The sequence below is a fragment of the Candidatus Eisenbacteria bacterium genome, assembly GCA_005893305.1.
In the GTDB taxonomy this organism is placed as follows: domain Bacteria; phylum Eisenbacteria; class RBG-16-71-46; order SZUA-252; family SZUA-252; genus WS-9.
Genome location: VBOZ01000016.1, coordinates 14453 through 38668, shown reverse-complemented (window position 1 = coordinate 38668; position 24216 = coordinate 14453). Strand labels below are relative to the sequence as shown.

At 64.6% G+C, this 24216-nt stretch carries 22 protein-coding genes and 1 pseudogene (1 of these 23 running past the window's edge); 19 read left to right on the top strand and 4 right to left on the bottom strand.

The window, feature by feature from the left end; genetic code table 11:
• Complete coding sequence (locus tag E6K79_06165; protein TMQ64926.1) at window positions 1-690, top strand: phospholipase; 690 nt, start codon at window positions 1-3, stop codon at window positions 688-690.
• Here the strand turns inward: E6K79_06165 and E6K79_06160 are convergent.
• Window positions 663-1187: a GNAT family N-acetyltransferase gene (locus E6K79_06160; protein TMQ64925.1), complete on the bottom strand. Its 525-nt coding sequence runs from the start codon at window positions 1185-1187 to the stop codon at window positions 663-665. The genes E6K79_06165 and E6K79_06160 overlap by 28 nt on opposite strands.
• Before the next feature lie 156 nt (window positions 1188-1343).
• Between E6K79_06160 and E6K79_06155 the strand changes: the two genes are divergently transcribed.
• The 5 genes from E6K79_06155 (at window position 1344) to E6K79_06135 (ending at window position 6409) form a co-directional block, all read left to right on the top strand.
• Complete coding sequence (locus E6K79_06155) at window positions 1344-1799, top strand: hypothetical protein (GenBank protein ID TMQ64924.1); 456 nt, start codon at window positions 1344-1346, stop codon at window positions 1797-1799.
• 399 nt (window positions 1800-2198) lie between these two features.
• Window positions 2199-3365: a hypothetical protein gene (locus E6K79_06150; protein ID TMQ64947.1), complete on the top strand. Its 1167-nt coding sequence runs from the start codon at window positions 2199-2201 to the stop codon at window positions 3363-3365.
• Entirely contained in the window at window positions 3365-4360 is a 996-nt protein-coding gene (locus tag E6K79_06145; GenBank protein ID TMQ64923.1) for a hypothetical protein, read from the top strand. Before E6K79_06150 ends, E6K79_06145 begins: the two co-directional genes overlap by 1 nt.
• Window positions 4361-4379: 19 nt before the next feature.
• On the top strand, window positions 4380-5291 hold the full coding sequence (locus tag E6K79_06140; protein ID TMQ64922.1) for a DUF1259 domain-containing protein: 912 nt from the start codon (window positions 4380-4382) through the stop codon (window positions 5289-5291).
• Window positions 5288-6409 carry a two pore domain potassium channel family protein gene (locus E6K79_06135; protein TMQ64921.1) on the top strand — a complete coding sequence of 374 codons (1122 nt, stop codon included), beginning with the start codon at window positions 5288-5290 and terminating at the stop codon, window positions 6407-6409. The genes E6K79_06140 and E6K79_06135 overlap by 4 nt, the downstream gene beginning before the upstream one ends.
• Before the next feature lie 32 nt (window positions 6410-6441).
• Here E6K79_06135 and E6K79_06130 read toward each other — a convergent pair whose 3' ends face one another.
• Window positions 6442-8433 carry an APC family permease gene (locus E6K79_06130; GenBank protein ID TMQ64920.1) on the bottom strand — a complete coding sequence of 664 codons (1992 nt, stop codon included), beginning with the start codon at window positions 8431-8433 and terminating at the stop codon, window positions 6442-6444.
• A 144-nt stretch (window positions 8434-8577) separates the two neighbouring features.
• On the opposite strand from E6K79_06130, the gene E6K79_06125 reads away from it, so the two are divergent.
• The 5 genes from E6K79_06125 to E6K79_06105 all read left to right on the top strand — a co-directional run bounded on the left by E6K79_06125 (window position 8578) and on the right by E6K79_06105 (window position 15068).
• A complete protein-coding gene (locus E6K79_06125) occupies window positions 8578-10122 on the top strand; it encodes a DUF4118 domain-containing protein (GenBank protein TMQ64919.1) in 1545 nt (514 codons plus the stop codon).
• Between the two features lie 38 nt (window positions 10123-10160).
• The gene (locus E6K79_06120; protein ID TMQ64946.1) at window positions 10161-10856 is read left to right on the top strand and encodes a response regulator; all 696 of its coding nucleotides are present in this window, start codon (window positions 10161-10163) and stop codon (window positions 10854-10856) included.
• Between the two features lie 242 nt (window positions 10857-11098).
• Window positions 11099-13039, top strand: a complete 1941-nt coding sequence (asnB, locus tag E6K79_06115) for an asparagine synthase (glutamine-hydrolyzing) (protein TMQ64918.1) — start codon at window positions 11099-11101, stop codon at window positions 13037-13039.
• On the top strand, window positions 13036-13584 hold the full coding sequence (locus E6K79_06110) for a hypothetical protein (GenBank protein ID TMQ64917.1): 549 nt from the start codon (window positions 13036-13038) through the stop codon (window positions 13582-13584). Before asnB ends, E6K79_06110 begins: the two co-directional genes overlap by 4 nt.
• Window positions 13581-15068, top strand: a complete 1488-nt coding sequence (locus tag E6K79_06105; GenBank protein TMQ64916.1) for a glycosyltransferase — start codon at window positions 13581-13583, stop codon at window positions 15066-15068. The genes E6K79_06110 and E6K79_06105 overlap by 4 nt, the downstream gene beginning before the upstream one ends.
• Here E6K79_06105 and E6K79_06100 read toward each other — a convergent pair.
• Window positions 15065-15625: a hypothetical protein gene (locus E6K79_06100; protein ID TMQ64915.1), complete on the bottom strand. Its 561-nt coding sequence runs from the start codon at window positions 15623-15625 to the stop codon at window positions 15065-15067. The genes E6K79_06105 and E6K79_06100 overlap by 4 nt on opposite strands.
• 301 nt (window positions 15626-15926) lie before the next feature.
• Here E6K79_06100 and E6K79_06095 point away from each other — a divergent pair, with 301 nt between their 5' ends.
• The 5 genes from E6K79_06095 (at window position 15927) to E6K79_06075 (ending at window position 21616) form a co-directional block, all read left to right on the top strand.
• Complete coding sequence (locus tag E6K79_06095; protein TMQ64914.1) at window positions 15927-16448, top strand: redoxin domain-containing protein; 522 nt, start codon at window positions 15927-15929, stop codon at window positions 16446-16448.
• Window positions 16445-16999, top strand: a complete 555-nt coding sequence (locus tag E6K79_06090; protein TMQ64913.1) for a disulfide bond formation protein DsbA — start codon at window positions 16445-16447, stop codon at window positions 16997-16999. The genes E6K79_06095 and E6K79_06090 overlap by 4 nt, the downstream gene beginning before the upstream one ends.
• A gap of 28 nt (window positions 17000-17027) precedes the next feature.
• Window positions 17028-17357 (top strand): nuclear transport factor 2 family protein, encoded by a 330-nt coding sequence (locus tag E6K79_06085; protein ID TMQ64912.1) that lies wholly within the window; start codon window positions 17028-17030, stop codon window positions 17355-17357.
• A gap of 96 nt (window positions 17358-17453) precedes the next feature.
• Complete coding sequence (locus E6K79_06080; protein TMQ64911.1) at window positions 17454-18422, top strand: DUF1684 domain-containing protein; 969 nt, start codon at window positions 17454-17456, stop codon at window positions 18420-18422.
• 167 nt (window positions 18423-18589) lie between these two features.
• Window positions 18590-21616, top strand: coding sequence for a T9SS type A sorting domain-containing protein (locus tag E6K79_06075; protein ID TMQ64910.1), 3027 nt, complete (start codon window positions 18590-18592; stop codon window positions 21614-21616).
• Between the two features lie 84 nt (window positions 21617-21700).
• Here the strand turns inward: E6K79_06075 and E6K79_06070 are convergent, their stop codons facing one another.
• Complete coding sequence (locus E6K79_06070) at window positions 21701-22864, bottom strand: M23 family metallopeptidase (protein ID TMQ64909.1); 1164 nt, start codon at window positions 22862-22864, stop codon at window positions 21701-21703.
• Window positions 22865-23261: 397 nt separating this feature from the next.
• Between E6K79_06070 and E6K79_06065 the strand changes: the two genes are divergently transcribed.
• The 3 genes and pseudogenes from E6K79_06065 to E6K79_06055 all read left to right on the top strand — a co-directional run.
• Window positions 23262-23567, top strand: coding sequence for a universal stress protein (locus E6K79_06065; protein ID TMQ64908.1), 306 nt, complete (start codon window positions 23262-23264; stop codon window positions 23565-23567).
• The gene (locus E6K79_06060; protein TMQ64907.1) at window positions 23564-23959 is read left to right on the top strand and encodes a bacteriohemerythrin; all 396 of its coding nucleotides are present in this window, start codon (window positions 23564-23566) and stop codon (window positions 23957-23959) included. The genes E6K79_06065 and E6K79_06060 overlap by 4 nt, the downstream gene beginning before the upstream one ends.
• A gap of 75 nt (window positions 23960-24034) precedes the next feature.
• Window positions 24035-24216 (top strand): annotated as a pseudogene (locus E6K79_06055) (class I SAM-dependent methyltransferase); it runs 427 nt beyond the window's last position.

The window sequence follows — 24216 nt, the reverse complement described above, 5'->3', positions numbered from 1 at the left end:
ATGAACGAGCGCAGGGACCGCCTCACTCTGAGTAGTGAGGTTCCTCCTCCCCACGGTGATGCGATCATCCGGACGGCGGGCACGCCCCTCAAGGAAGCTCGGGCGGCGATGGTCCTGGTGCACGGTCGAGGGGCATCAGCCGAGGACATCCTGATGCTGCGGGAGGAATGGAGCGCGGCAGGATTCGCCTTCGTCGCTGCCCAAGCCGCGGGGTCCACCTGGTATCCGTATACTTTCCTCGCTCCGCTCGAGCAGAACGAGCCCCATCTTTCGTCGGCCATCGCGCTTCTTGGAGCGATCGTGGATGAGCTGGGCCTTCGGGGCATCCCTGCCGAGCGGCAGATCCTGCTTGGATTCTCTCAGGGCGGTTGCCTGGTCGTGGAGTTCGCTGGCCGGTTTGCCCGGCGCTGGGGTGGAGTCGCGGGCCTCTCGGCGGGCCTCATCGGACCGCCCGGCCGGCGGTGGAATTTCACGGGCTCTCTGGACCGGACGCCGGTCTTTCTCGGCTGCAGCGACACCGATCCGCACATCCCGCGCGAGCGGGTCGAGGAGTCGGGCGCGGAGCTCACGCGAATCGGCGGGGAGGTGGAGCTCCGCATCTATCCGGCGCTAGGGCACACCATCAATCGGGACGAGCTGGCCCACGTGCAGAAGATGATCGATCAGCTCCCGGCATCCGCAGTCTCGTAGCCGTACAGAGAAATCTCCTCGTCCTCTCCGGGGAGCTTCATCATCCGCTCGTACTTGAGGCCGATCTTCTCGAGAATCGCAATGGAGCGGCGGTTGGCGGGGGAGACGATCGCGACGATCCGCGTGAGGCCGAGGGAGCGGCGGCCGTAGTCGAGGACCGCGGCGGCGGACTCGAGAGCAAATCCCTGGCCTCGAAATCCCGGCAGGAACGCGAATCCGATATCGACATCGTCCAGCGAGTCCCGCTTGATGAGGCCGCAGGTCCCGATCGGCTCCCCGGAGCTCTTCAGCGTCACCACGAACATGCCAAAACCGACGCGATCGTACATGTCGAGCGCGCCCTTGCGAAGGTAGGCACGGGCGTCCGCGAGCGTTCTCACCTTGCGATCGCCGATGTACTGGAGCCACGCCGAATCGTTCACCAGCTCGAGGGCGAACGCGGCGTCTTCGAGAGAGAAGCGCCGGACGATCAGGCGCTGGGTTTCGAGAACCTTCACGACACTGGAGCGCGACGGCCGGCGGTAATGGGTACCTCCCTGGAGGGGCCCGGAATCGACATTAGTATGCTATATTTATTGGGACGCGAGGTATGGTGCCCGCGTCTTGACGACCCGCCGGGCGTTATCCAACCCCGGCGCGAGGAGGAACAACCTATGTGCCGTCCCGCCGTGTTTATGGCGCGCGCCCACTGCGGTCCCCGTAACTGGGGCGCGAGCCACCCGTTCACCCACTTCGAGCACCACCACTTCCCAGGCTTCGGGCATTCGCCGGGCCTCGGCGTCCGCCGTCCACTCCGTTTCCTGGCGTGGAAGCTTCAGCTCGACGAGCCGCAAATGAAACAGCTCGCCGCGATCCTGGATCAGCTGAAGATCGAGCGGGCGCAGGCGGAGGTGGATGACCGTCGCGCCGTGAGCTTGCTTGCCGAAGCCGCCGAGGGCGAGGTATTCGATCGCGCGAAGGCGGACGAGGCCGCGGCGCTGCGAACGAAGAGCGCCGAGCACGTACAGCGGAAGGTGGTCGAGTCCGTGGATCGACTCCACGCCCTGCTGAACCCGGACCAGCGGACAAAGCTAGCGTATCTGCTCCGCACGGGGAGCTTGTTGATGTAGCGAGATCCATGATGGAACCGAAGCGGGCCGGGCAATTTTCCCGGCCCGTTTTGCTCTTGGGGGAAGCCGTGGCCAGCGGTTTCCGGTGCCCCCGAGGCTAGGCGAGAAATGCCTTGCGTCGGTGGCTGGTCGCCGTCACGGTTGGTGGATGGGGTCCGCGGTTCTCCGCACTTAGAAATTCCGCAGCACTCTCCACTTTCCCGGGAACGCGTGACTCAAAGCAATACATTGGAGGCAGACATGCTGGATCATTTACTTTGGCGGATGGCGTACGTCCTAGCCGCTGGCTTGGCCCTGACACAACCCGCGTCGGCGCAAGTCGACACCTCGGCTACGGCTCACCACCACGACATGTCCGCGATGGGGCATGACATGGCGGCGATGGGCAATGATCACGAGATGGCGATGAACGGTCTGTACGGTCCTTATTCCATGTCTCGCGAGGCTTCGGGGACGGCCTGGCAACCCGACCGAGCGGGTCACCATGGCATTCACGAAATGAGGGGATCGTGGGTGCTCATGCTTCACGGCATGGCGGACGTGGTGTACGACAAGCAGGGCGGCGCGCGCGGGGACGATAAGGTCTTCAGCTCGAACATGCTCATGGGCATGGCGCAGCGGCCGGCTGGTCCCGGCACGCTAGGTTTCCGGGCGATGGTTTCCTTGGAACCCACGACGATCGGGAAGGAAGGCTATCCGCTCTTGCTTCAGACAGGAGAGACGGCGAACGGCCGAACCCATCTGATCGACCGGCAGCATCCTCATGATCTCTTCATGGAGCTCGCGGCCACCTACAGCATCGCGAGGGGGAACCGGTCGCTCTTCGTCTACGGCGGCCTTCCGGGTGAGCCCGCGCTGGGGCCTCCGGCGTTCATGCACCGCTTCTCGGGCTCGAACATCCCGCAGGCTCCCATCACGCACCACTGGCTCGACTCCTCCCACATCACCTTCGGCGTTCTGACGGCGGGAGCGGTGGTGGGAGGCGCTAAGATCGAGGCGTCGGCGTTCCGCGGCCGCGAGCCCGATCAGAACCGCTACGACATCGAGTCGCCTAAGCTGGACTCCCACTCCTTCCGCCTGTCGCTCAATCCCGCGCCGGCATGGGCATTCCAGGTGAGCTACGGTCGATTGATGAGCCCCGAGCAGCTCGAGCCCGAGGTGAACGTCGACCGCACCACGGCATCAGCGATGTACGCGGGGGCCTGGACGGGTGGGCGGTGGGAGACGACCGTGGCCTGGGGTCGAAACCGCAGTCGCCCCGGTCCCATTCTCGACGCCTTCACCGCCGAGGCCGCGGTACAGCTTCAAGAGAAGCACACGCTGTTTGCGCGCGCGGAGCGTGTCGAGAAGAACGAGCTTTTCCCGGAGGGCGATTCGCGGAGCGGGGAAGCATTCGACGTGGGTGAGCTGAGTCTTGGCTACCGGTATGACTTCTGGAGGAATCAACACCTGGCCGCGGGCCTGGGAGTTCTCGGTACGCTCTCGTTGGTGCCCCAAGAGATCCAGGACGTCTACGGAAGCAATCCGACGTCGGGGATGGTGTTCGCCCACGTGGAATTGCGGTAGTGAGCCGAATCACCCTGTGCCTGGCCCTCAGCTTCCTATGCTGCGGCATGCCGGCAGCCGCGGCGCGGGACGAAAACCCATTGCGGCTCGTTCAGTCTGTCCCGCTCGCCGGGGTCGAAGGTCGCATTGACCATATGGCGGTCGATCCCCAGGGAGAGCGGCTCTTCGTCGCCGCGCTCGGAAATGGGACGGTTGAGGTTGTCGACCTTCGGTCGGGAAGGCGGGAACGGAGTCTTCGTGGGTTCCGCGAGCCACAGGGTCTCGGTTTCACGAACATTCCCACACGCCTCTTCGTTTCCAACGGCGGCGACGGCACGTGCGACATGGTCGACGGGGCGACGTTTCATCATTTGCGAACTCTGCGCTTCTCCGGCGACGCCGACAACATCCGGTACGACGCAAAGGCGAATCGAATCTACGTGGGATACGGCGGCGGCGCGGTCGGGATCGTCGACGCTCGGACAGGCGACAGCCTGGGCAACGTCGCGCTTGCCGGTCATCCCGAGTCGTTCCAGCTCGAACGGGACGGTGCCAGAATATTCGTAAACATCCCGGATGCCAGTCAGGTTGCTGTCGCGGACCGCGCGAGCGGCCAGGTCATCGCGACGTGGAAGCTCGGGGCCTATCGCGCGAACTACCCCATGGAGCTTGACGATCCAGGGCATCGCTTATTCGTGGGCTGCCGCACTCCCGCGGCGGTCGTGGTCCTGGACACCCGGTCCGGGCGAACTCTAGAAGCAGTACCCGTCGATGGCGACCCCGATGATATGTTCTACGAGGCGCGGCGCGAACGTCTGTACGTCGCGTGCGGCGCAGGATTCGTCGATGTGCTGGAGCCTGCTAACCTCGGTGGGCTCCGTGTGATCGCCAGGGTCCCGACGGCGCCGGGAGCCCGAACCGCGCTCTTCGTTCCGGAACGCCAACGGCTCTTCGTCGCGGTGCCTCACCATGCTTCCCAGCAGTCCGAGATTCGTGTTTTCGATGTTGTTCCGTAGCGAGCCCAGTGGAGGCACCATGAAAGCAGCATTGCTCGCACCGGCATTCATTTTGATTGCAGCGGTCTCGAGTGCGGCGGGAGCCCCAGCCCACGAGACGACGCGGCCAGACACGGCCCGAATCGAAGAGCTGACCGGAGCGAGAGGAAAACTCGACGACGAGGGCGTCTTTAAGGTGTCGGTTCCGCGCGCGGACCTGGACATCAGGGTTGCAGGGGTGCGAATGACACCGCCGATGGGCCTGACGTCATGGGCCTCATTCAAGCGTATAGGCAGCAATACGGTGGTCATGGGTGACATGGTCCTGCTCGAAGATCAGGTCAATCCGGTCATGAGCGTGGCGCTCGACAACGGGCTGGAGGTCACCGCTCTCCATAATCACTTCCTCTGGGACAGCCCGAGGGTGATGTTCATGCATATCGGCGGCATGGGCGACGAGGCGAAGCTCGCCGCGGCCGTCGGATTTGTGTTCGCGAAGATCAAGGACACCGGAGGCGGCAAGGGGGATACCCCGGCCTCCGACCTCGACCCCTCGAAGACCACGCTGGACCCGTCCAAGATCGACGCGGCACTGCGCGAAAAGGGAAGCCTGAATGACGGGGTCTACAAGGTCGTCGTGGGAAGAACGACCCAAATGCACGGTCATCTCATGGGTAACACGATGGGCGTGAATACATGGGCAGCCTTTGTGGGAACTGACGATCATTCGGTCGTGGATGGCGACTTCGCGATGCTCGAATCCGAATTGCAGGGCGTGTTGAAGGCACTGCGAGCCGCGGGGATCAACATCGTTGCGATCCATCAACACATGACAGGAGAGGAACCGAGGATCGTCTTTCTTCACTACTGGGGAGTGGGCTCCACCAGGGCTCTCGCGGAAGGGCTCCGCGCCGCTCTCGACAAGACGACGGAGTCCCACGCGAAGCGATGAGCCTAATCACGACGCTCACGGGAGCGCTCGGCGTTTTCCTTCTCGCGATCCTCTTGTGGGACGCGTACGAGACCATTTTGCTCCCGCGTAGACTTCCGGGGGACATCCGCGTCTCGCGCCTGGTGCTCCGGAGTATCTGGAGGGTGTGGAGGAGGCTTTCCCGGGGGATCCGCGCCCGAAACGATCGTGAATTGTTCCTCAGCTTCTACGCGCAGTTGTCGCTCCTCGGGCTCTTCAGCGTCTGGGCCGCGGGGCTCATCCTGGGCTTCGCGTTGCTTCACTGGGCGGTCGGATCGCACCTCGCGGCGCCCAGCGGGGTCGCCGGTTTTGGAAAAGACCTCTACATGAGCGGCACTACCTTCTTCACGCTGGGGCTCGGCGACGTCGTCCCGATGACGCAATTCGCTCGCGTGCTCACCGTGCTGGAGGCGGGAATAGGCTTCGGATTCCTCGCGCTCGTGATCGCGTACGTGCCGGTTCTCTACCAGTTCTTCTCCCGGCGGGAGGCCCGGATCACGATGCTCGATCAGTGGGCGGGATCGCCGCCCGCCGCCGGCCTCATCTTGAAGCGTGCGTTCGAGAGCGGAAATCCCGGCGGCGAGCTGGATCGACTGTTCCGGGATTGGGAGCTGACGGCGGCCGAGATCCTCGAGAGCCACCTCTCGTACCCAACGCTCGCCTTCTTCCGCTCGCAGCACGACAACCAGTCGTGGCTAGCGTCGCTCTGCGCCATTTTGGATGCCTCGGCCCTTGCCGGCGCTTGGGTGAAGGGCGTCGACCCGTTCCAGGCGCGGCTCACCTTCGCGATCTGCCGCCACACCCTGGTCGACGTAAGTCAGGTATTTCGGCTGAAGCCTCGGGATGAAGGAAGCGCCGGCGGCGAGACCGAGCGGATCGCGGGATTGCGCGCCTGGCTCGAAGCGGCGGGCCTACCGTTGGAGCAAGGACCCGAAGCCGATGCCCGGTTCCGAGACCTCCGACGACTGTATACGCCCTACCTTACGGCCCTCTCCGACTACTTGCTGATGCCGCTTCCCAATTGGCTGCCGCCGGAAAAGGCGCGGTACAACTGGCGTACTAGCGCTTCATCGCCCTCGATTCACGACGGAGCGCACTAGCGCCGCGGGCACCGATGGTTCGCTGCCGGAAATCAGCCGACGCTCGCGATATCCCATACCCGCACAGGCAGAATGATGACCGGGATCCCATGAAAGAGGAGCCGGCGCTGGAGGGAATGGGCCGTCTGGTCGTGAAGGGAGCGGGTAATCAGTAACTCCCGCTGAAACACCAGCCTTCCCGCAAACACGGTGGGGCTAGGGAACTCTCCCGCGAGAGCCGTGCAAATGCCCTCCAGCTCCAGAGGAACATCGGTTCCAAGGGCGTAGCGGTATTCCGCGTAGCACCCGAGCCGGTGGGCCAGATGGACGTACTTCTCGAGATCCTCACGCACGCGCCCTTCGAGGGCGCCGAGCTCCTGGACTCCTTTGAACTGGGCGGAGTCGACGAGTCCCACGGAGACGAAGACGAAGTTCTTGAACTGTTCGGGGAAGAGGCGATGGATCCAGAGAAACGTGTGGACCCCGAGCCCGCTGTAGGACTCGACCAGCATGATCGCGGTGGCGCTGGTCGGTGATCGCCTGGGAACCTCGGCAGCGGCCGGAAGGGGGAGATCGAGCAGGGTTTCATCGAGGGCGGTGAGGTGCCGGCGGACGTCGTTGTAGTGTCCCCTGACCGCGAAGCAGACGCCGATCAATCCGCCCGTGGCGAGCAGCGTGACCCAGCCTCCTTCGAGGAACTTGAGGGCGATCATGATGGAGAGAATCATCCCGGTGACCAGCGCGCCTAGGGAAGCCACGATCAGCCGCCGGCGCCAGTGGCGTTCGTGGCCTCGCGCCTTGGCCCAATGGAGCGCCATGCCGGTTTGGCTGAGCGTGAATGTCAGAAACACATTGATCGAATACATGACGACCAGCAGCTCGACCGCGCCCCGCGTGTACCACAACACCACGCCGGTGGCAGTGCCCATCGTCAGCACTCCATTCTGCGTCACGAGGCGGTCCGAGAGGTTCTTGAACCGACGGGGGACCCATTCGTCGACGGCCATGGCGGCGAGCGTGCGAGGACCGTCGACGAAGCCTGTCTGTGCCGCAACAAAGAGGAGGGCTCCCTCGGAAACGAGGGTGATCCAGACGATCGGGGATCCGATCTCCATGGAGCCCAGCCTCCACCCGCCCGCGAGCTGATCCCACAGGGAGGCATTCAGGGTCCTCCCTGGCTCGAACTGAACGCGGTTCAGCAGGTAACAGAGAAGGATCCCGCCAGCCGTGAACGCGAGCGACGTAGCCATGTAGAGCATGGTTCGCTTCCCGCTCTCCACGCGGGGCTCTCGGAGGATGCCGACGCCATTGCTAACGGCTTCGATCCCGGTGAATGTTCCCCCGCCGAGCGAGAACGCTCTCAGGAGGACGACAGCCAGGCCCGCCATCCCCAGCTCGCCCGCCGCGCCACGCGTCTCCGCGACGGTGGCCGTCACCGTTGGGACGATGTAGCTCGCATGCCGCGCGATGCCGTACACGATCAACCCGGCGTGTGTCACGATGAAGGCGAGAAAGATCGGCGTCAGGACGTAGACCGACTCCTTCACGCCGCGCAGGTTGAGCAGGATGAGACACCCGAGGACGGCGAACTCCGCAGGGAGCTTGAGCCAGCCCGATGCACCAGGGAGGAGGGAGAAGATTGCATCGCATCCCGCGGCGACCGAGATGGCGATTGTGAGCACGTAGTCCGTGACGAGTGCGGATCCGGACACTACCCCAGGAGTGGGGCCGAGCAGCTTCGTTGCAACCAGGTAGCCGCCGCCTCCCGACGGGAACTGCTCGATGATCTGGCTGTACGAGGTCGAGATGAGGAAGACGGTCCCCACGACCGCCGCCGCGAGGTAGAGAGCGAGGTGTTGGTGGGCTCCGAGCTGGCGGAATATCTCCTCCGGGCCGTATGAAGAAGACGAAAGCCCGTCGGAGCCCAAGCCGACCCAGGCGAAGAAGGCGACGAGGGCGAGATGCTGGTGAATGCGTGGATCCAACAGGTTTTTGGGTCCGCCGATGAAGAAGCGACGAAGCTCCGCGAAGATGTCCCGAGGCATGTTCTCGTTGGGTCGCACCTCGCGTAAGTAGATGACGGAACGGTGTCAATGCGGTGTCAGGAGGCGGGCCGGGCACATCAAGATTTCATCAATTTATGGGCGTTGACCCTCGCGCCGGGTTCGGCTGCGCTAGAATCATGATCCATGGCGCGACGGGGGAGTGGAAAGGGTTACGCGGGCGCCATCGCCGTCGTGGCCGGCGCGACCGCCATTTCGTCCTTCCTCCAGAACCACGCCGAACTATCCGATCTGACGATGCTCTACCTGCTGGGCGTCGTGATCATCGCCATCTCCTTTGGTCGGGGTCCGGCGATTGTCGCCGCATTGCTGAGTGTGGCGGCATTTGACTTCCTGTTCGTTCCGCCTCGATTCACCTTCCGTGTTTCGGAAGCACGATACCTCGTCACCTTCGCGGTGATGCTGACGGTGGCCGTGATCACCGGCACGCTCACCGCCCGCCTACGCGAGCAGCGGGAGCGGGCCCTCCTGCGCGAGAGACGCATCACGTCCCTGCAGCGGCTGAGCCAGGATCTCGCCTTACGCAGCGGCCCGACCGAGGTGCTGGAGGCCGCGGTCGGTCGTATCCGAGAGATCCTCGGAATCGAGGCCGCCGCGGTGCTGCCCAACGGGCAAGGCGCGGTCACTGTGGCGGCCGGCGATCCCGAGATCCTCGCGTCCGAACCCGATCGTGCCGCCGCTCGGTCGGCGTTGCTTCATGGCCGGCCCATCGGATTCACACGGGGCACGCCGGAAGGAGTCCGAGGCTTGCACCTTCCCCTCGTCGCCGGAACGAAAGTGAACGCGGTCCTGTCGTTGAGCGCCATGGATCCAGAGAATCTTCTCGACCCCGAGCGCATGGAGATGATCCGGGCGTTTTCCAATCTCACCGCGCTTGCCCTTGAGCGCTGTCGCCTAGCGGAGGACGCACGTCGGATCCAGACCCAGATCGAAGCCGAGCGCGCCCGAAACGCGCTCCTAAGCAGCGTGTCGCATGACTTGCGGACGCCGCTCGCCGCGATTACCGGCGCGGCAAGCGCCCTTCGAGACGATGGGAGCAAGATCGGCGAGCGTGCCCGTCGAGAGCTTGCGGATACGATCTCGGAGGAAGCGGAGCGGTTGAACCGCCTCATCGGGAATCTGCTCGACATGACGCGGCTGGAGTCCGGCACCCTTCGCGTGAAGAAGGAGTGGCACTCGCTCGAGGAAGTGGTCGGGGCCTCGCTGACGAGGCTCGGTCCCGAGCTGTCGGGTCGAGAGGTCAATGTCTCGCTCCCGGCCGACCTCCCTCTCATTCCGATGGACGACGTGCTCTTCGAGCAAGTCGTCCGAAACCTCGTCGAGAACGCGCACAAGTACTCGGCAGCGGGCTGTCCCATTGAGATCAATGCGGCCGTCGACAAGAAGCAGCTTCGCCTCGAGGTCGCCGATCGAGGGGAAGGGCTCGCGGCCGGCGAGGAGAAGCGAGTCTTCGAGAAGTTCTATCGAGGATCGCGAGTCGCGATCCGACCGGGCGCCGGGCTCGGTCTCTCGATCTGTCGAGGGATCGTGGATGCTCACGGAGGGACCATCCTCGCGGCGAGGCGCGCCGGCGGCGGCTCCGTGTTCACCGTAAACCTTCCGCTCGGGGGCGCGCCGCCCACCGTCGAGCGTGAGGACGCCGGCGATTCGCCGGAGATGGAAACGCCGTGACTGCGAGCGGAGTCGCCAAAGACCCCGTCAACCGGAGCATTGCCGCGCTCGTGCTCGTGATCGAAGACGAGGGTGGCATCAGAAAATTTCTGCGCACCGGGCTGGAAGGCCAGGGATATCGCTGCATCGAGGCCAGCACAGGTGGGGAAGGAGTGACTCAAGCCGCCACGCGATCCCCGGACGTCGTTCTTCTGGACCTCGGGCTCCCCGATCTCGATGGATTGGCCGTCGTGCGGCGGATTCGGGAGTGGTCAGGAATCCCGATCATCGTACTGACGGCTCGTGGGCAGGAGTCCGACAAGATCGGTGCGCTTGACGCCGGCGCGGACGACTACGTGACGAAGCCATTCTCAATGCCGGAGCTTCTGGCCCGAATGCGAGTCGCGCTGCGGCATCGGGCTCGCGGCGAGTCCGACTCGGGAACCAGCGTCCTCGGCATTGGAGCTCTGCGGATCGACCTCGGGCGACGGCGCGTGTCGATCGGACGTACGCCGGTTTCGCTCACGCGGATCGAGTACCGCTTGCTGGTCACACTGGCGAGACATGCCGGTCGCGTGCTGACCCATGAGTTCTTGCTCCGAGAAGTATGGGGACCGGCGTATACCACCCAGTCTCATTATCTACGGGTCTACATGGCTCAGCTCCGGCACAAGCTCGAACCGGATCCGGGGCGGCCGCGGCTGCTCATGACCGAAACAGGCGTGGGCTATCGGATGTCGGATGGGCTGCCATGAAACATGAAGGCAAGACGTTAAGTAGCTGAATTAACTTCACTTGACCAAGGCTACTCCACATTACGGGCGCCCGTCGAAGGACCTCGCCGCGCCGCCAACGTTTGGGTCCGGTTCACTTTCTCCTCGCGTCCGTGCAACCGTGCAATGCGGGAGGGGTATACGCTCGTATCGAACGACTTATACCCATAGAGTAGCTGTGCAGCGCGGACGGTAACTTCTGATCAGCCCGGAGGGGCGATTCGATGTGCGGTTTCGCAGGGTCGTTCGCGTATGCCGATGGTCCCGCCGCGCTCGACGTCCTCGAAAGTCAGCTTCACGCGCTCCGTCATCGCGGTCCCGAAACACCCGGCGTCTGGAGAGGGGAGCGCGCCAGGCTGGGGCATCAGCGACTTCCAATCATCGATACAACCGAAGGCGGAAGACAGCCCATCCAGAACGAGGATGGGACGGTCGTCGTCGTCGTGAACGGAGAGTTCTACGGCAGCGGGGCGATCCGCGATCGCCTGCGGCATCGCGGCCACACCTTCCGCGGCGCCAGCGACAGCGAAGTGCTGGTCCATCTCTGGGAAGAGGTGGGCATGGCCGCGCTTCAAGAATTGACGGGAATGTTCGCGTTGGCCGTCTTCGACACCAGGACCCGGGTGTTGCTCCTCGCGCGGGATCGGATGGGGAAGAAGCCGCTCTACTGGTACGACGACGGGCATCGGATTGTCTTCGCGTCGGAGCTGAAAGCGCTACTCCTCGACCCGGCCGTCCCTCGCAACGTCGAGGAGAGCGCGGTCGTCGAGGCACTCACGTTCGGCTACATCGCGTCTCCTCGGACGATCTGGAAGGGCGTGCAGAAGCTCCTTCCGGGACAACGCCTCCTCTGTGACTCGTCGGGTCCGCGCACCGAGCAATACTGGGCGGCCCCAACCGAGAGGATGGAGCCCCGATCGGACGACGATGCCGCGGACGAGCTCCGGGGCCTGATCGACGACGCCGTACGGACGCGCCTCGTCGCGGATGTGCCGATCGGCGTCTTCCTCTCCGGTGGAATCGATTCGAGCTGCGTTGCCGCCGTGGTGGCCGCGCAGTGCGGCCCATCCATTCCGACGTTCAGCATCGGCGTGGAAGGAGAGACGGAGGGGGACATCGCGCACGCGAGGCTCATGGCGGACCATCTTCACACCGAGCATCGCGAGTACTTTATCGGGCCCAGCTCCTTGTCCTTGCTGCCTCGTCTCGTGTGGGGGCTCGACGAGCCGTTTTTCGATCCGTCCATCCTGCCGAGCTACCACGTGGCGCGCCTGGCGCGCGAGCAGGTGACGGTCGTTCTCTCGGGGGACGGCGGCGATGAGATGTTCGGCGGATACGACACGTACCGGAAGGCGCTGCGGCACGCATCGGGCGATTGGGTGCCCTTGGCGTTGCGGAGACAAGTCGCCTCCGCGGCGAGGGCGCTTCCTCTCGGGCAAGGCGCTCTGGGGCGGCTGCGCCAGCTGGATCGAGGTATCCTCGAACGCCATCTGGCGAACATGTCGCTGTTCCGTCCCGAAGATATCGGGAGCTTGTTGACGCCCGACATGGCCGCGACGGCGACTTCCGGCCCACTTGGATTGCTCGCTGAGACGCCCAGCCCGCAAGCCGGGCGGAACGGCGAGGCATTCGCCGCGCTGCTCGACTATGACGCGAAGACCTACCTTCCGGACGACGTCCTGACCAAGGTCGATCGGATGTCGATGCTCAACACGCTGGAAGTACGCACTCCCTTGCTGGACCAGCGCATCGTCGAGTTCTCCGCTCGGCTTCCGTTCTCCATGAAAGTGCGCCAGGGAGTAACGAAATGGATACTCCGCGAGAGCACGAAGCAGCTCCTGCCGGATGCGATCCTCCGTCGAGGGAAGCGTGGCTTCGGAATCCCTCTCCACCGATGGATGGATCACGGACTCCGAACCCTTGCCCGCCAGACGCTGCTGGACGGACGTTGTGCGCGACGCGGTTGGCTGAATCCCAAGGGGGTGGCCGCGATGCTCGACCGGGACTCGTGGCAACCGGGCCGGCAAGCGCATCAGATATTCGCACTGACCTGCCTCGAGCTGTGGGCCCGCACCTACGTCGATCGGCCCAGGGAAGAGCTGCATTCCCCGTTGGACGGGGTGTTGGAGCTGCATCCCGCCGTCACCGCCGCGGGTGTCGCTTGATCGCGCGCTCGCTCGCCGCGTTCTCCCTCTTCGCCGCGGTCGCATGCCCCGCGGCCGCGTGGGCCAAGAAGCCGGATCCGCCCCCGCCTTCGGTCGGACGCGACCCACGCGGTTGGGCGAATGGGGGGGGATGGCATCTGCACCTCGGACGTGCGCACCGGGACACGCTCGCCACCTCTCTCAGGACAGCGCTCCTCGCGTCCCGCCTGGCGCTCGAGGACGATCACTGGCAGCTCGAGCCTCCGCGACAGGAGGACTCCCACCTGACGACTCAGTGGAAGCCGATCCACAACTTCTTCTTCCGCCTCTTCTCGGGAAAGGCGTTCGGCCGCTGTTTCGTCGCCGTCCGATCCCTGCCGCGGGACAGCGTGGAGGTCACCTTCCTGGCTGGCCTGGCCACCCGGCGCGATATCGAGCACAACCCGGCGAAAGGTTTCGCGGAACGCGCCTACGCGACGGCAGCCCGCAACTGGCAGCGGGACGTCCGAATTCTATTGGCGACCCGTCTCAGCGGTCGCCAGAACAGTGACGGGCGCGGCAAATGAAAGTCAGCGTCGTCATCCCCGCCTTCAACGAAGAGGTCCTCCTCGCCGCCTGCATCGACTCGCTTCTCCAGCAGGACTATGAGGGCGACATCGAGGTCATTGTCGTTGACAACGCAAGCACCGACGCCACGGCAGCCGTGGCGCGCTCCCGCGGCGTGCGGGTCGTGGAGGAGCCGGAGCACGGCTATAGCCGGGCGCTCGCCCGCGGCTTCGCGGTCGCTCGCGGGGACATCCTCGCGAGCACCGATGCCGACACCGTCGTTCCTCGATTCTGGGTCTCCCGGCTGGTACGCGAGTACCAAACGCGGCCGGAGGTCGTGGCGGTCGGCGGCGAGATCGTCTTCTGCAACCCGAACCGCCGCGCCAAACTGTTCACCCGGGGCCTGCTTCCGGTCCTGAATCGCCTCGATCGAAATTGCCCCGAAGGGCCGCACCTCTGGGGTGCCAACTTCTCGGTTCGTCGCTCGGCCTTCGATGCGGCCGGCGGGTGGAACCTCGATTTCAATCTCCAAGTCGATACCGAATTGTCGGAGCGTTTGCGCGAGTTCGGTCAGGTCGTGCTCCTCGAGGACCTTCCGGTGTACACCTCGTGCCGGCGCTGGAACCGAATGCTTGGCCGCAGCCTGTTTCTCTACGCCACCAATTTCTTCTCGCTCGAGCTGCGGGGCCGGCCGCTCTGGAGGGCATTTCCCGACGTGCGGGATGAGGGCCCCGGCAAGACCCCGGCCGGCGGCCGTAAGTGGTCGATACGGTGGGCGGCGGCCGCGCTTGTCTCCGCGGTTGTCGGGATCGGCGTCTACGACGCGGTCTCGCCCTGGTCGAGCGCGTTCGGCACCACGCACTGGACGGGCTCGAATCGGGATCGGGTCGTGGCGTTGACGTTCGACGACGGGCCGAACGAGCCGTACACGTCCGAAGTCCTATCGGTCCTGAGGCGGGAGCACGTCCGCGCGACGTTCTTCCTGATCGGCGAGCGAGTGAGGCGGGACCCCAGCATCGCGGCGCGGATCGTCGGGGAAGGGCACGTTGTGGGGAATCACAGCGACACCCATCCCTTCGGCCTGGCGTTCGAGTCCCCGGACCGCATCCAAGGGGAGATCAATCGGGCGGAGATCACGATCCATGATGCGACGGGGATCTACCCGCACCTCTTCCGCCCGCCTCAGGGGCTGCGCTCCCCATGGCTGATGCGGGTCGCCCAGGGAGACTCGCTCGATACCGTGACGTGGGACGATTCGGCCATCGACTGGAATCGAGTGACGGCTCAACAGCTCTCGGACCGCGTGGTGGCAAACGCGCATCCCGGCGCGATCATCCTGCTTCACGACGGGCTCAACCTCGCGCCCGGCGCCGATCGGAGTGTCGTCGTCCGCGGTTTGACGTCGGTCATCGAGCGACTACGCGCGAAGGGATATCGATTCGTCACCGTCCCCGAATTATTCAAGGAGCCGCCCACGCTGGCGCGCTGGCGGGACCGGTCCTAGGACTCCTCCGCTTTTCGCTTTGCCTTCGTTGACTCCCATTCGCTCACGATGATGTAGGTAACCGTGTCCCAAGCATTGTGGATCCCGACGAATAGAAGGGTGAGGGAAGATGCGCCGATCACGAAGAGCGCTTGCGCCGGGCTTCGCGACATGGCTATTGCCGCGACCAGGAGCGCCGCATAGGACAAGAGGGGAAGCGCGGTGTGCCATGTCCAATCTCCGAAATCCGGCTTATAACCCTGCTGCCTCACGGCGCGCTTGATTACGACCGCCGTGTAGGCTATGCCCGCCAATCCCAGCACCCCCAAGGGGAACGCGGCTTTCGAGACCGCACCCCACGGCGCGCTCAACACCGCGCCGAGGAGCAGGACGGCGCAAAAGTGCACCACGGTCGGGGTGCCGAACGCCGATACCTCATGTCTGCTGCCATGGGGGCGGGCCTCCCGAATCAGCGCCATTACCACGAACTGCAATCCGGTCAGCGCCCCGGCGGAGGAACCCACGATGATGTAAAAGCTCTCCCACGCCGAGAGGTGTGCGGCGGCAACGTCGTGCATGGTTTGGCCCCTTTGAGGTAGGAGGACGGCTGGCGGATCCGGACCGGATCCGGATCGCCACCATTTCGACCTGGCTGCAGGGTAGCTGGCGGCGGGAACCGATGCTAGTCTGCCTTCGTGGAGGAGATGCGGCTCCGCCCGTTGTGCATCCGGCGGCACGCCAGTGCATCAGAAGCTTGTTGGTGAACCGGCTGCGTATGGCGGCCCGGACCGTTCGTGATAAAATGGCGGTCTCATCACCGATCCTTGACCTGCGTCAATCCGGGAATCAGACTCGATTGCTTCACAGCCAGGAGGATCCATGAACGACCCCGAGACGATCCACGGCGCGAACCAGCACCATGGGCTCGCGCTTCAGCCGGGCAGTCCTGCGCCCGAGTTCTCACTCAAGACGACGCCCGATCAGTCGGTATCCCTTTCGGATTTTCGCGGGCAGCCGGTGATCCTCGCCTTCTATCCCGCCGACTGGAGCCCGGTCTGTGGCGATCAGATGGCGCTCTACAACGAGATCCTGCCGGAGTTCCGGCGCTACCAGGCAGAGCTACTCGGGATCTCCGTGGATGGGGCGTGGTGTCATTCGGCATTCGCCACGGATCGGAAGCTGCATTTTCCGCTCCTGGCCGACTTCGAGCCGAAGGGTGCGGTCGCGCGAGCATATGGCGTCTATCGACCCTCGGATGGCTTCACCGAACGTGCCCTGTTCGTAATCGATGCGGATGGGGTGATTCGATGGAGTCACGTTTCCCCGGTGGGGGTCAATCCGGGCGCCGAGGGCATTCTTGCGGCGCTCGAGGCGCTTCAGCAGGAGGTGAGCAAGACATGAAGAGCGGACATCATGGCCCCACTCTCGTTCTGCCGGTCGGCGATCGCGATCACGCGCAGGGCTCGGCGAGTGCGCCCGTCACGCTCGTCGAGTATGGGGACTACGAATGCCCGTACTGCGGCCAAGCCTACCCGATCGTGAAGGCCGTTCAAAAGACGCTCGGCCCACGCGTCCGGTTCGTGTTCCGGAATTTCCCCCTAAGCGAAATGCATCCGAACGCGTCGAACGCAGCGGAAGCGGCCGAGGCGGCCGGGGCGCAGGGGAAGTTCTGGGAGATGCACGATACGCTCTTCGAGCATCAGAGCGCCCTCCTGACTCGGGATCTCGTTGCCTATGCCGCCGGCCTCGGGCTCGATGCCGACCGGATCGCCGGCGAGCTCAAGTCGCACAAGCACGCCGCGCGCGTGAAGGAGGATTTCATGAGCGGGGTGAAGAGCGGGGTCAATGGGACCCCGACGTTCTTTATCAACGGCGAGCGTCACGACGGGCCGTGGTATCACCAAGATCTGGTCGCCGCGATCGAGGCGGCCATCGAGGCCACGGTCGAGTGACGGAGCCTCCTTCGGGAAACCTCCAGACATGGGGATCATGACACTACCGAGACCAGTCGCCGCGTATTTCGCGGCCGAGAAGAACAAAGATGCGGACGCGGTGGCTCTTTGCTTTGTCGCCGACGGGGTCGTCCGGGATGAGGGCCAGACGGTAAGAGGTCTTCCGGCAATCAAGGAGTGGAACGCCGAGGCGAGGAAGAAGTATCACCATACGGTCGAGCCGCTCGATTCCGTTTTGAGGGAGGGTAAGATCGTGGTGAAGGCTAGAGTTTCCGGCAACTTTCCGAACAGCCCCCTGACCCTCGAGCACATCTTCGAGCTCGGCGGCGACAAGATCGCGTCGCTCGAGATTCGGTAGTGGTCCTTGCTCCGCTCGCGCTTTGCTCCTAGCGATTCCGCTCCGACCTCGAGTTCTCCTTCGACGGCCGCGACAGCCTCTCGGAGGAGTGATTGGATGACCATACATGATTACCTGCGCCGCATGTCTCGCGCCGCTCCGCCTGCGGCACTTCTGCTCGCCGGCCTGCTTGCAGGCTGCTCGGGGGGCGGAAGCGACGCGACGCGCGCCGGCTCAAAGGCCATGAGCGCTGCCGAGGCCGACACGCTGCTCCAATCCTATGCCAAGGACCGCGCCGATACCGAGGACTGGTTGAAGAGCGCGCCGACCTCCTACCTGGCCACCGTCCAGCGGCGCGATTTTGGGAGCAGCACGTCGCTCACGGTGGGCAGCGCGTCCGGTAACGACGTGCGGATCGAAGATCCGGGCGTCAAGCCGCGCCATCTACGAGCGACCGTCGTGGGGGATTCGTTCCGCGTCGAGACTCTCGCCCGCGGGGCGAGCTTCAAGGTCAAGGACGCCGAGATGTCCTCCGCGACACTCCCGGCGAGCACCATCAGCGTGGGGCGTTTCACACTCCGGCTCTCGCACCAACGCTTCCCGGCGATCATCGTGTTCGATCCGCAGAGCCCACGGTACAAGCTTTACAAGGGCATGAAGTTCTTCCCGCCCGATCTTTCCTACCACATCGTCGCGGCGCTCACGCCGAATCCGAAGCCCGATACGACCATCATCCTCTCGACCCGAGGCAACCAGAGACGCGCCGTCCGGGTGGGGTGGTTCGACTTCAAGGTGGGGGGCACGCCGTGCCGCCTCGAGGCGACGCGGCTCCTCGAGCCAGGGGTGGGGGAGAAGGATTTCAGTCTGTTCTTCACGGACGCGACGACCGGCAAGGAGACCTACAGCGTGGGGCGTTATCTCGATGCCCAGCTGCGGCCCGACGGCCTCTACGTACTCGACTTCAACCTCTGCTACGACCCAGCGTGCGCCTATTCGGAGCACTACAACTGCCCCATCCCACCCGCGACGAACCGGCTCAAGGTGGCGATCCGCGCGGGCCAGATGGACGCGCACTACATGCACTGACCGGGTATCCCCCCACACCGCGTAGGCCAGATCCCGACACAATTTTCAGAAGTACGCCGATAGCCCCGTAGGCGGTCTCCTCATTAAAATTTACGCTCCACTCCCAGAAGTCGCCGGTCGGCGGCCAATTGAATTCGACAGGAAAACCCTCTGCAACGGAGGTCCCGATGCGGACGCGGCAGCATGTCCCTATCCTTCTTGTTGCGCTTCTGTTGCTTCTCGTTCTTACACCGTTGTCCCAAGCCGCGACGCCGTCGAGCGGCACCATGTCGACGGCCACGCCGTCATTGGCGTGGACCGGCGGTCCCTTCACGGGATCGAGTAGCAACCCGGTCGCCGCCGACTGCTCCAACTCGACCTGCGACATCTACCTGCTCACTTTGTCGGGCACCGACCCATCGATTCACAAGGTGACGGTGCGGATCGATTGGACCAATCCCCTCAACGACCTCGATCTCCATGTCTTCAATAACGCGACCAACGCGGAGATCGCCGTGGACGGTCAGGCCGTCGGTAACGCCGAGCAGGTCACGTTCGCCGCCGACCCCGCCGTTGTCTATCGTGTGTCCGTGCTCGTTTACCGTGCGGTCAACGAGTCCTACACCGCGAAGGCCGACCTCGTCACGGTTCCGGCCGAGCCCCCGAACCAGTTCCGGACGGCGACCTACACGCGCTTCGATTTCGGCTTCAGACCCGAGGTGAAACTCCCCGATCAAGAGCGTAGTCAAGTCTTCATCGACCAGGATGTCGAGCCCGAGATCGAAATCGACCGCTTCGGGACGATCTACATCGGGGCCATCCGTGGCATCCCAGGGGGCGTGGACTTCTGGCGCTCGGACGACGGCGGCACGTCCTTCCGTTTCCTGGGCCAGCCGGACGGCACCCAGAATCCGACTCCGACGCCGAATCCGCCGCCGGAAGGCGGCGTGGGGGGCGGTGACGATGACATCGCTCTGGGGGATCCGTTCTTCGTCGTTCCGCCGGTGCCCGGCGTGTCCCCTGGGATCCAGTCCACGGGACGTGTCTATGTGACGAGCCTCTGGCTCGGCTCCGCCACCATGTCGGTCTCGCAGGACAGAGGCGATCACTGGACCCCGTTCCCATTCACGACCGCGCAGCTCGACCGGCAGTGGAATGTCGCGCGCGGCGAGAAGACCGTCTACATGAGCCTTCGTAAGGCTGCCCAGCTCCAGGCGGGCCAGTTCGATGTCTATGTCGCCCAGTCGGACGACGGTGGGGCGACGTGGCCGAAGGGCTCATTCGTGCGGGATCCGCTCAGCAGCGCTGGGGACGATGTCGGGGGCAACAGCGTGATCCAAAGCAACGGAACGCTGCTAGGCACCTTCGTCAGCAGGGACAGGCACGATCTCTACGTCTGGCGCACGCCCAAGTATCCTTCGAGCGCTCCGGCGAACATCCCGGTAGGCACGATGGACGTGCCGGTCTTCACGCCAAACACGTTCGACACGGGTCTGATTTTCCACGGCGCGGGAGATCTCACGACGAGTAACCGGTTCCCGATCATGGCCGTGGATCGCGGGGACAACATCCACATCGTGTTCTCCGACCGGCACAACATCTACCTCGTGAGCTGCCCGGCCGGAGCGAACCCCACCCTTCCCGCCAGCTGGACGAAGCCCGTCCCGCTCAACGCGCCCCGAGTTGCCGGATTCGAGTTCACGCGGACGTGCGTGCTTCCGTGGATTCATGGCGGCGCCCCGGGGAAGGTCGGGGTGATCTGGTACGCCACGGACGTGCAGGGCGATCCCGATACGCCGGACTTCGAGACTGCCCAGGTGCCGTGGAAGCTCGTCTACGCGCAGGTCGACAACGCCCTCTCGACCACGCCGAGCGTGTACCTCGACATCGCGAGCAAGCAGGGCGGAGGTGTCGTTCACAGGGGGCAAGTCTGCCTTCGCGGATTGGGCTGCCCGAGCGGCACGCGCGAGTTGGCGGAGTATTCCTCCCTGACCGTCGACAATGATGGCTTCCCGAACATCATCTATGCGGCGGACACCATCGACGGCGTGGATCCGCCGTCCACCGCGGCCATCTGTTTCTACACCAAGGGCGCGAATCGTCCGCTCGGCGGCGGCGGTCAGGGGCCGATGACGGAGATCGACTGCAACAGCGCCAGTCTGAGCCAGTCGGGTGGATGGCACGACATGACCGATGCCCGCGCCACGGACGGCCACTACTGCCGGAACGTAGGCGCGAAACAGAGCTCGAAGGCGTACCTGGAATTTCGCTACACCGGAACCGAGGTGGATCTCCTGATCGCGCGCGGCCCGCGCGGCGGGGACGCCGAAGTGAAGATCGACGGGGCATCGAAGGGGAAGGTGACTTTCTACCGCCCGCCATCCGATCCCGCACATCCGGACGGAACCGGGAAGAACGACCTCACGTTCGGGGAGTACGTAGCCTTCCCGACAAGCTCGGGAACGCACACCTTCCGGCTCAATGTCCTGAACGACATCGGCCCAGCGAACGGCCTGGCCCGGGACATCATCTACGTGGACGGCTTACTCATCGCCGGGAGCACCCAGGGCAGCGCGAATCCGACCGAGACCACGATTACCTTTACCGGAACCGCGCCTTCGGGAGTCGCCGGGGCTCCTGGGATGGCGGTGGAGCATGTCAGCACCACGGAGAAGCAGCAGCTGATCGAGGGAGTGCTCGAGGTTCCGGAGGAAACGTTGGGCAGTCGCGAGCTCAAGATCCTCGATCCGGCCGGGGCGCTGCTCGGGGACGCTCCGAATCTACTCCCGACGGGCGCCCTCCAAGCGATACCGACCACCCCGGGGAGCTACGGCTTCGCGGTCATGAACTGGGGCAGCTCGCCAATGCCGTACACGCTCCGGGTGATCACGACGAATTCGACAACGGCGCACCTCACGGGCGCGGTGCCCGCGGGCACCGCCGGCTCGGGGAAGGTTGTGATACCCGACCCGGTCGACGGCGTGGCGGTCATGCGATATGCCATGGAGCAGGGCGGGCATGTCGTCGTGCGTGTCTACGACGTCGCCGGCCGATTGGTGCACCGGTTCGAGGAGGATCAGCCGGCCGGAAGCTACGGCATCAGCTGGGATGGCAGGCGGGCTGACGGCCGCCGCGTCCCCAGCGGAATCTACTTCTACCGGGTGACGTTGCCCGGCGGGAAGGAGACGGTGCAGAGGACGGCGATTCTTCGGTAGCCTCGCTGGAAGGCAGAGGACGGGGGGCGCGATTTGTGGGGGGTCGCGCCCCCTTGGTACATCCCCTTTGGGAGGTCTCGGCAGCTACCTCGTCGTGCTCCGGACCGGCCCGCTCGCGAGGGAGATCTGGACGGCTTCGGAAATCGGGACGCCGTAAAGCAGGGCAAGCGCCGCGTCACGATCCCGGCGAAAATCCTCCAGTTGCGATGCGGCGATCGACGGGGCGCCCGGCATTTCGACCGTGAGGGGATCCCGATGCCTTCCGTTCTTCAGGAACTCATAGTGAAGGTGCGGTCCCGTGGCGAGGCCGGACGACCCAACCCGCCCGATGATCTGGCCCTGCTCCACCCGCGCGCCGGGCCGGACGTCCGGCGCGATGGAGCTCAGGTGCGCGTAGCGCGTGCGGATCTCCCCGGGGTGGCGTAGCTCGACAAGGCGACCATACGCGCCCATGAATCCGGCCCGCGTGACGATCCCGGATGCGGTGGCTTCCACCGGCGCCCCGGCTGGCGCGCCGTAGTCGATGCCCTCGTGCGCCCGCCACAGTTTGAGTATGGGATGAAAACGGCGAGTCGTGAAATGGCTGGTGATGCGGTACGGCACCGGATAGCGCAGGAAGGCTCCCCGGAGAGAGCGACCTTCCTCGTCGAAGTACGCGTAGCGCCCGCCGGGCGTCGGCTGCGGAATGGCCCGCAGGACGCGGTCGCCATTGCGTAGCTCGATCGCCAGAAAGTGGCGGCTTCGGATGGAACCGTCTGGCCGCACCTTTCGCTCCAGGACCAAGCGCACCGCGTCGCCGCGCCTCAGGTCCCGCGTGAAGTCCACCTTCCAGGCAAATACGTCCGCGATGTCGTAGACCAGATCCTCAAAGTCCTTCCTCCCGAACCGATCCAGGTCCCCGCTGAGGCGGGCCGACCACAGACTCGATTCGATGGCGCCGGAAATCCGCACCGTATCCATGACGAAGGGAACCAACTCGACGCGTGTCGTCCAGAGGGAATCCGCGCGGACGAAATGGAGCAGGGAATCAGGGTTCAGCTGGATGCGGATTCGGTCCGGAAGGCTATCCGCCCCGGCCGAGAAGAGGAGGGTCGTGCCCGGGCGGAGCGCCTGGGGGCTGCGGTAGGCCCAGAGGAGGCGCGTAATCTCCCGTACCTGATCGGAATCGAATCCCCGGGAATCGAGGACCTGGGAGAAGGGCGCTCCCCGGCTCAGGGTGTCCCCGCGCCGCGGCGGCCCCCACGTCACGCGTCCGAGGTCCGCCTGTTCCGTTGGAAGGAATCGAGGGGATGGCGGGAACGTCACGGCCACGGACGTCGCAAATACGGCCAAGGTTAGGGCCGCGACGAGGGTATACCCTCGCGCCGACGCTTCCCGGCCCCCGCCGCTCTTTGGCTCCGATCCGATGAGAGTCCCTCCCCGGTTCCCGGTCTTGGCCGAGCCCGCTCCGGTACAGAGACTCTCTATCGGTCGAATTCAATGCGATCCTGCGCGATCTCGTCGTTGGCCGGATGGAATCGAGCATGGGGTTGCCCGAAATCGTGCTAAGCTTCGCTCAGACAGTGTGTTAGCCTAGGCAGTCGACGGTAGCATTTTGCTGGGTGCGGGGTAGCGATACGATTCCCGCTGACGGAGGGGTCAGGTAATGAAAGTCCTCATAGGCATCGACGACTCACCACATTCCGATGCGGTCATCGGGCACGTAACCGGAACGGCGTGGCCGAAGGCGACGAAGTTCCTCGTCCTCTCGGCCGCTTCGCCCATCTTCGTCGGAGCCGATGAACCCGCGGCAGCGGATGCGATTGGTCGGCTGATGGCGGAGCAAGAGAAGTACCACAAGGAGATCGCGGAGCGTGCCGCGGCTCGCCTGCGGGAGGCTGGCCTGAGCGCTGAGGCACGGACCGTTGTGGGAGACCCCCGCGCCGCGCTTCTGGCGAGGAGTCCACGATGAAGTGGTCCGACCAGTACGCCACCGGCATTGATCACATCGACGATCAGCACAAGATGATCTTCAAGATGGCCGAGGACTTCCGGGCCGCCCTTGACGAGGGGGCGGGAGAGAAGGTGTACGGCGGGATGCTGGAGTCACTGGAGCTCTACGTTCGCACCCACTTCGGTTTCGAGGAGAGGTGCATGGACAAATACAGCTGCCCTGTGGCAGAGGGGAATAAGAAGGCGCACGCGAGATTCGTGGAAGTTCTCTCCGGATTTCAGCAACGCTACACGGCGAGCGGCTTCGTCCGCGCCGACGCTCGCGATCTCGTGGACAGCGTAGACAAGTGGCTGATCGATCACATCTGCCGCATCGACGTCCGTCTCAAGGAATACGTCGCGGAGTCATGAGCAGGTGTCGGCCCCTCGGCCGGCCGCACGATGCCGACGGCCAGCGCGCCATGCTCCGCCATCCAGGGGGTTCGAATGGATCAAAGGGACCACTGGGAACGCGTCTACAGTGAGGGTCGAAAGCCCAGCTGGTACCGACCCCATCTCGATTATTCGGTCCAGTTGATCGAATCGGCCGGCTTGGATAAGAGCGCCCCTGTGATCGATGTCGGCGGAGGCGATTCCACTCTCGTTGATGACCTGCTCGATCGCGGCTA

Coding starts and splice junctions, on each gene's coding strand:
- E6K79_06105 (TMQ64916.1), top strand. CDS start 13,581: ATGAAAGTCAGCGTCGTCATCCCCGCCTTCAACGAAGAGGTCCTCCTC.
- E6K79_06140 (TMQ64922.1), top strand. CDS start 4,380: ATGAAAGCAGCATTGCTCGCACCGGCATTCATTTTGATTGCAGCGGTC.
- asnB (TMQ64918.1), top strand. CDS start 11,099: ATGTGCGGTTTCGCAGGGTCGTTCGCGTATGCCGATGGTCCCGCCGCG.
- E6K79_06150 (TMQ64947.1), top strand. CDS start 2,199: ATGGCGATGAACGGTCTGTACGGTCCTTATTCCATGTCTCGCGAGGCT.
- E6K79_06065 (TMQ64908.1), top strand. CDS start 23,262: ATGAAAGTCCTCATAGGCATCGACGACTCACCACATTCCGATGCGGTC.
- E6K79_06100 (TMQ64915.1), bottom strand. CDS start 15,625: ATGCACGACGTTGCCGCCGCACACCTCTCGGCGTGGGAGAGCTTTTAC.
- E6K79_06090 (TMQ64913.1), top strand. CDS start 16,445: ATGAAGAGCGGACATCATGGCCCCACTCTCGTTCTGCCGGTCGGCGAT.
- E6K79_06135 (TMQ64921.1), top strand. CDS start 5,288: ATGAGCCTAATCACGACGCTCACGGGAGCGCTCGGCGTTTTCCTTCTC.
- E6K79_06155 (TMQ64924.1), top strand. CDS start 1,344: ATGTGCCGTCCCGCCGTGTTTATGGCGCGCGCCCACTGCGGTCCCCGT.
- E6K79_06130 (TMQ64920.1), bottom strand. CDS start 8,433: ATGCCTCGGGACATCTTCGCGGAGCTTCGTCGCTTCTTCATCGGCGGA.
- E6K79_06060 (TMQ64907.1), top strand. CDS start 23,564: ATGAAGTGGTCCGACCAGTACGCCACCGGCATTGATCACATCGACGAT.
- E6K79_06075 (TMQ64910.1), top strand. CDS start 18,590: ATGCGGACGCGGCAGCATGTCCCTATCCTTCTTGTTGCGCTTCTGTTG.
- E6K79_06095 (TMQ64914.1), top strand. CDS start 15,927: ATGAACGACCCCGAGACGATCCACGGCGCGAACCAGCACCATGGGCTC.
- E6K79_06080 (TMQ64911.1), top strand. CDS start 17,454: ATGACCATACATGATTACCTGCGCCGCATGTCTCGCGCCGCTCCGCCT.
- E6K79_06085 (TMQ64912.1), top strand. CDS start 17,028: ATGGGGATCATGACACTACCGAGACCAGTCGCCGCGTATTTCGCGGCC.
- E6K79_06125 (TMQ64919.1), top strand. CDS start 8,578: ATGGCGCGACGGGGGAGTGGAAAGGGTTACGCGGGCGCCATCGCCGTC.
- E6K79_06165 (TMQ64926.1), top strand. CDS start 1: ATGAACGAGCGCAGGGACCGCCTCACTCTGAGTAGTGAGGTTCCTCCT.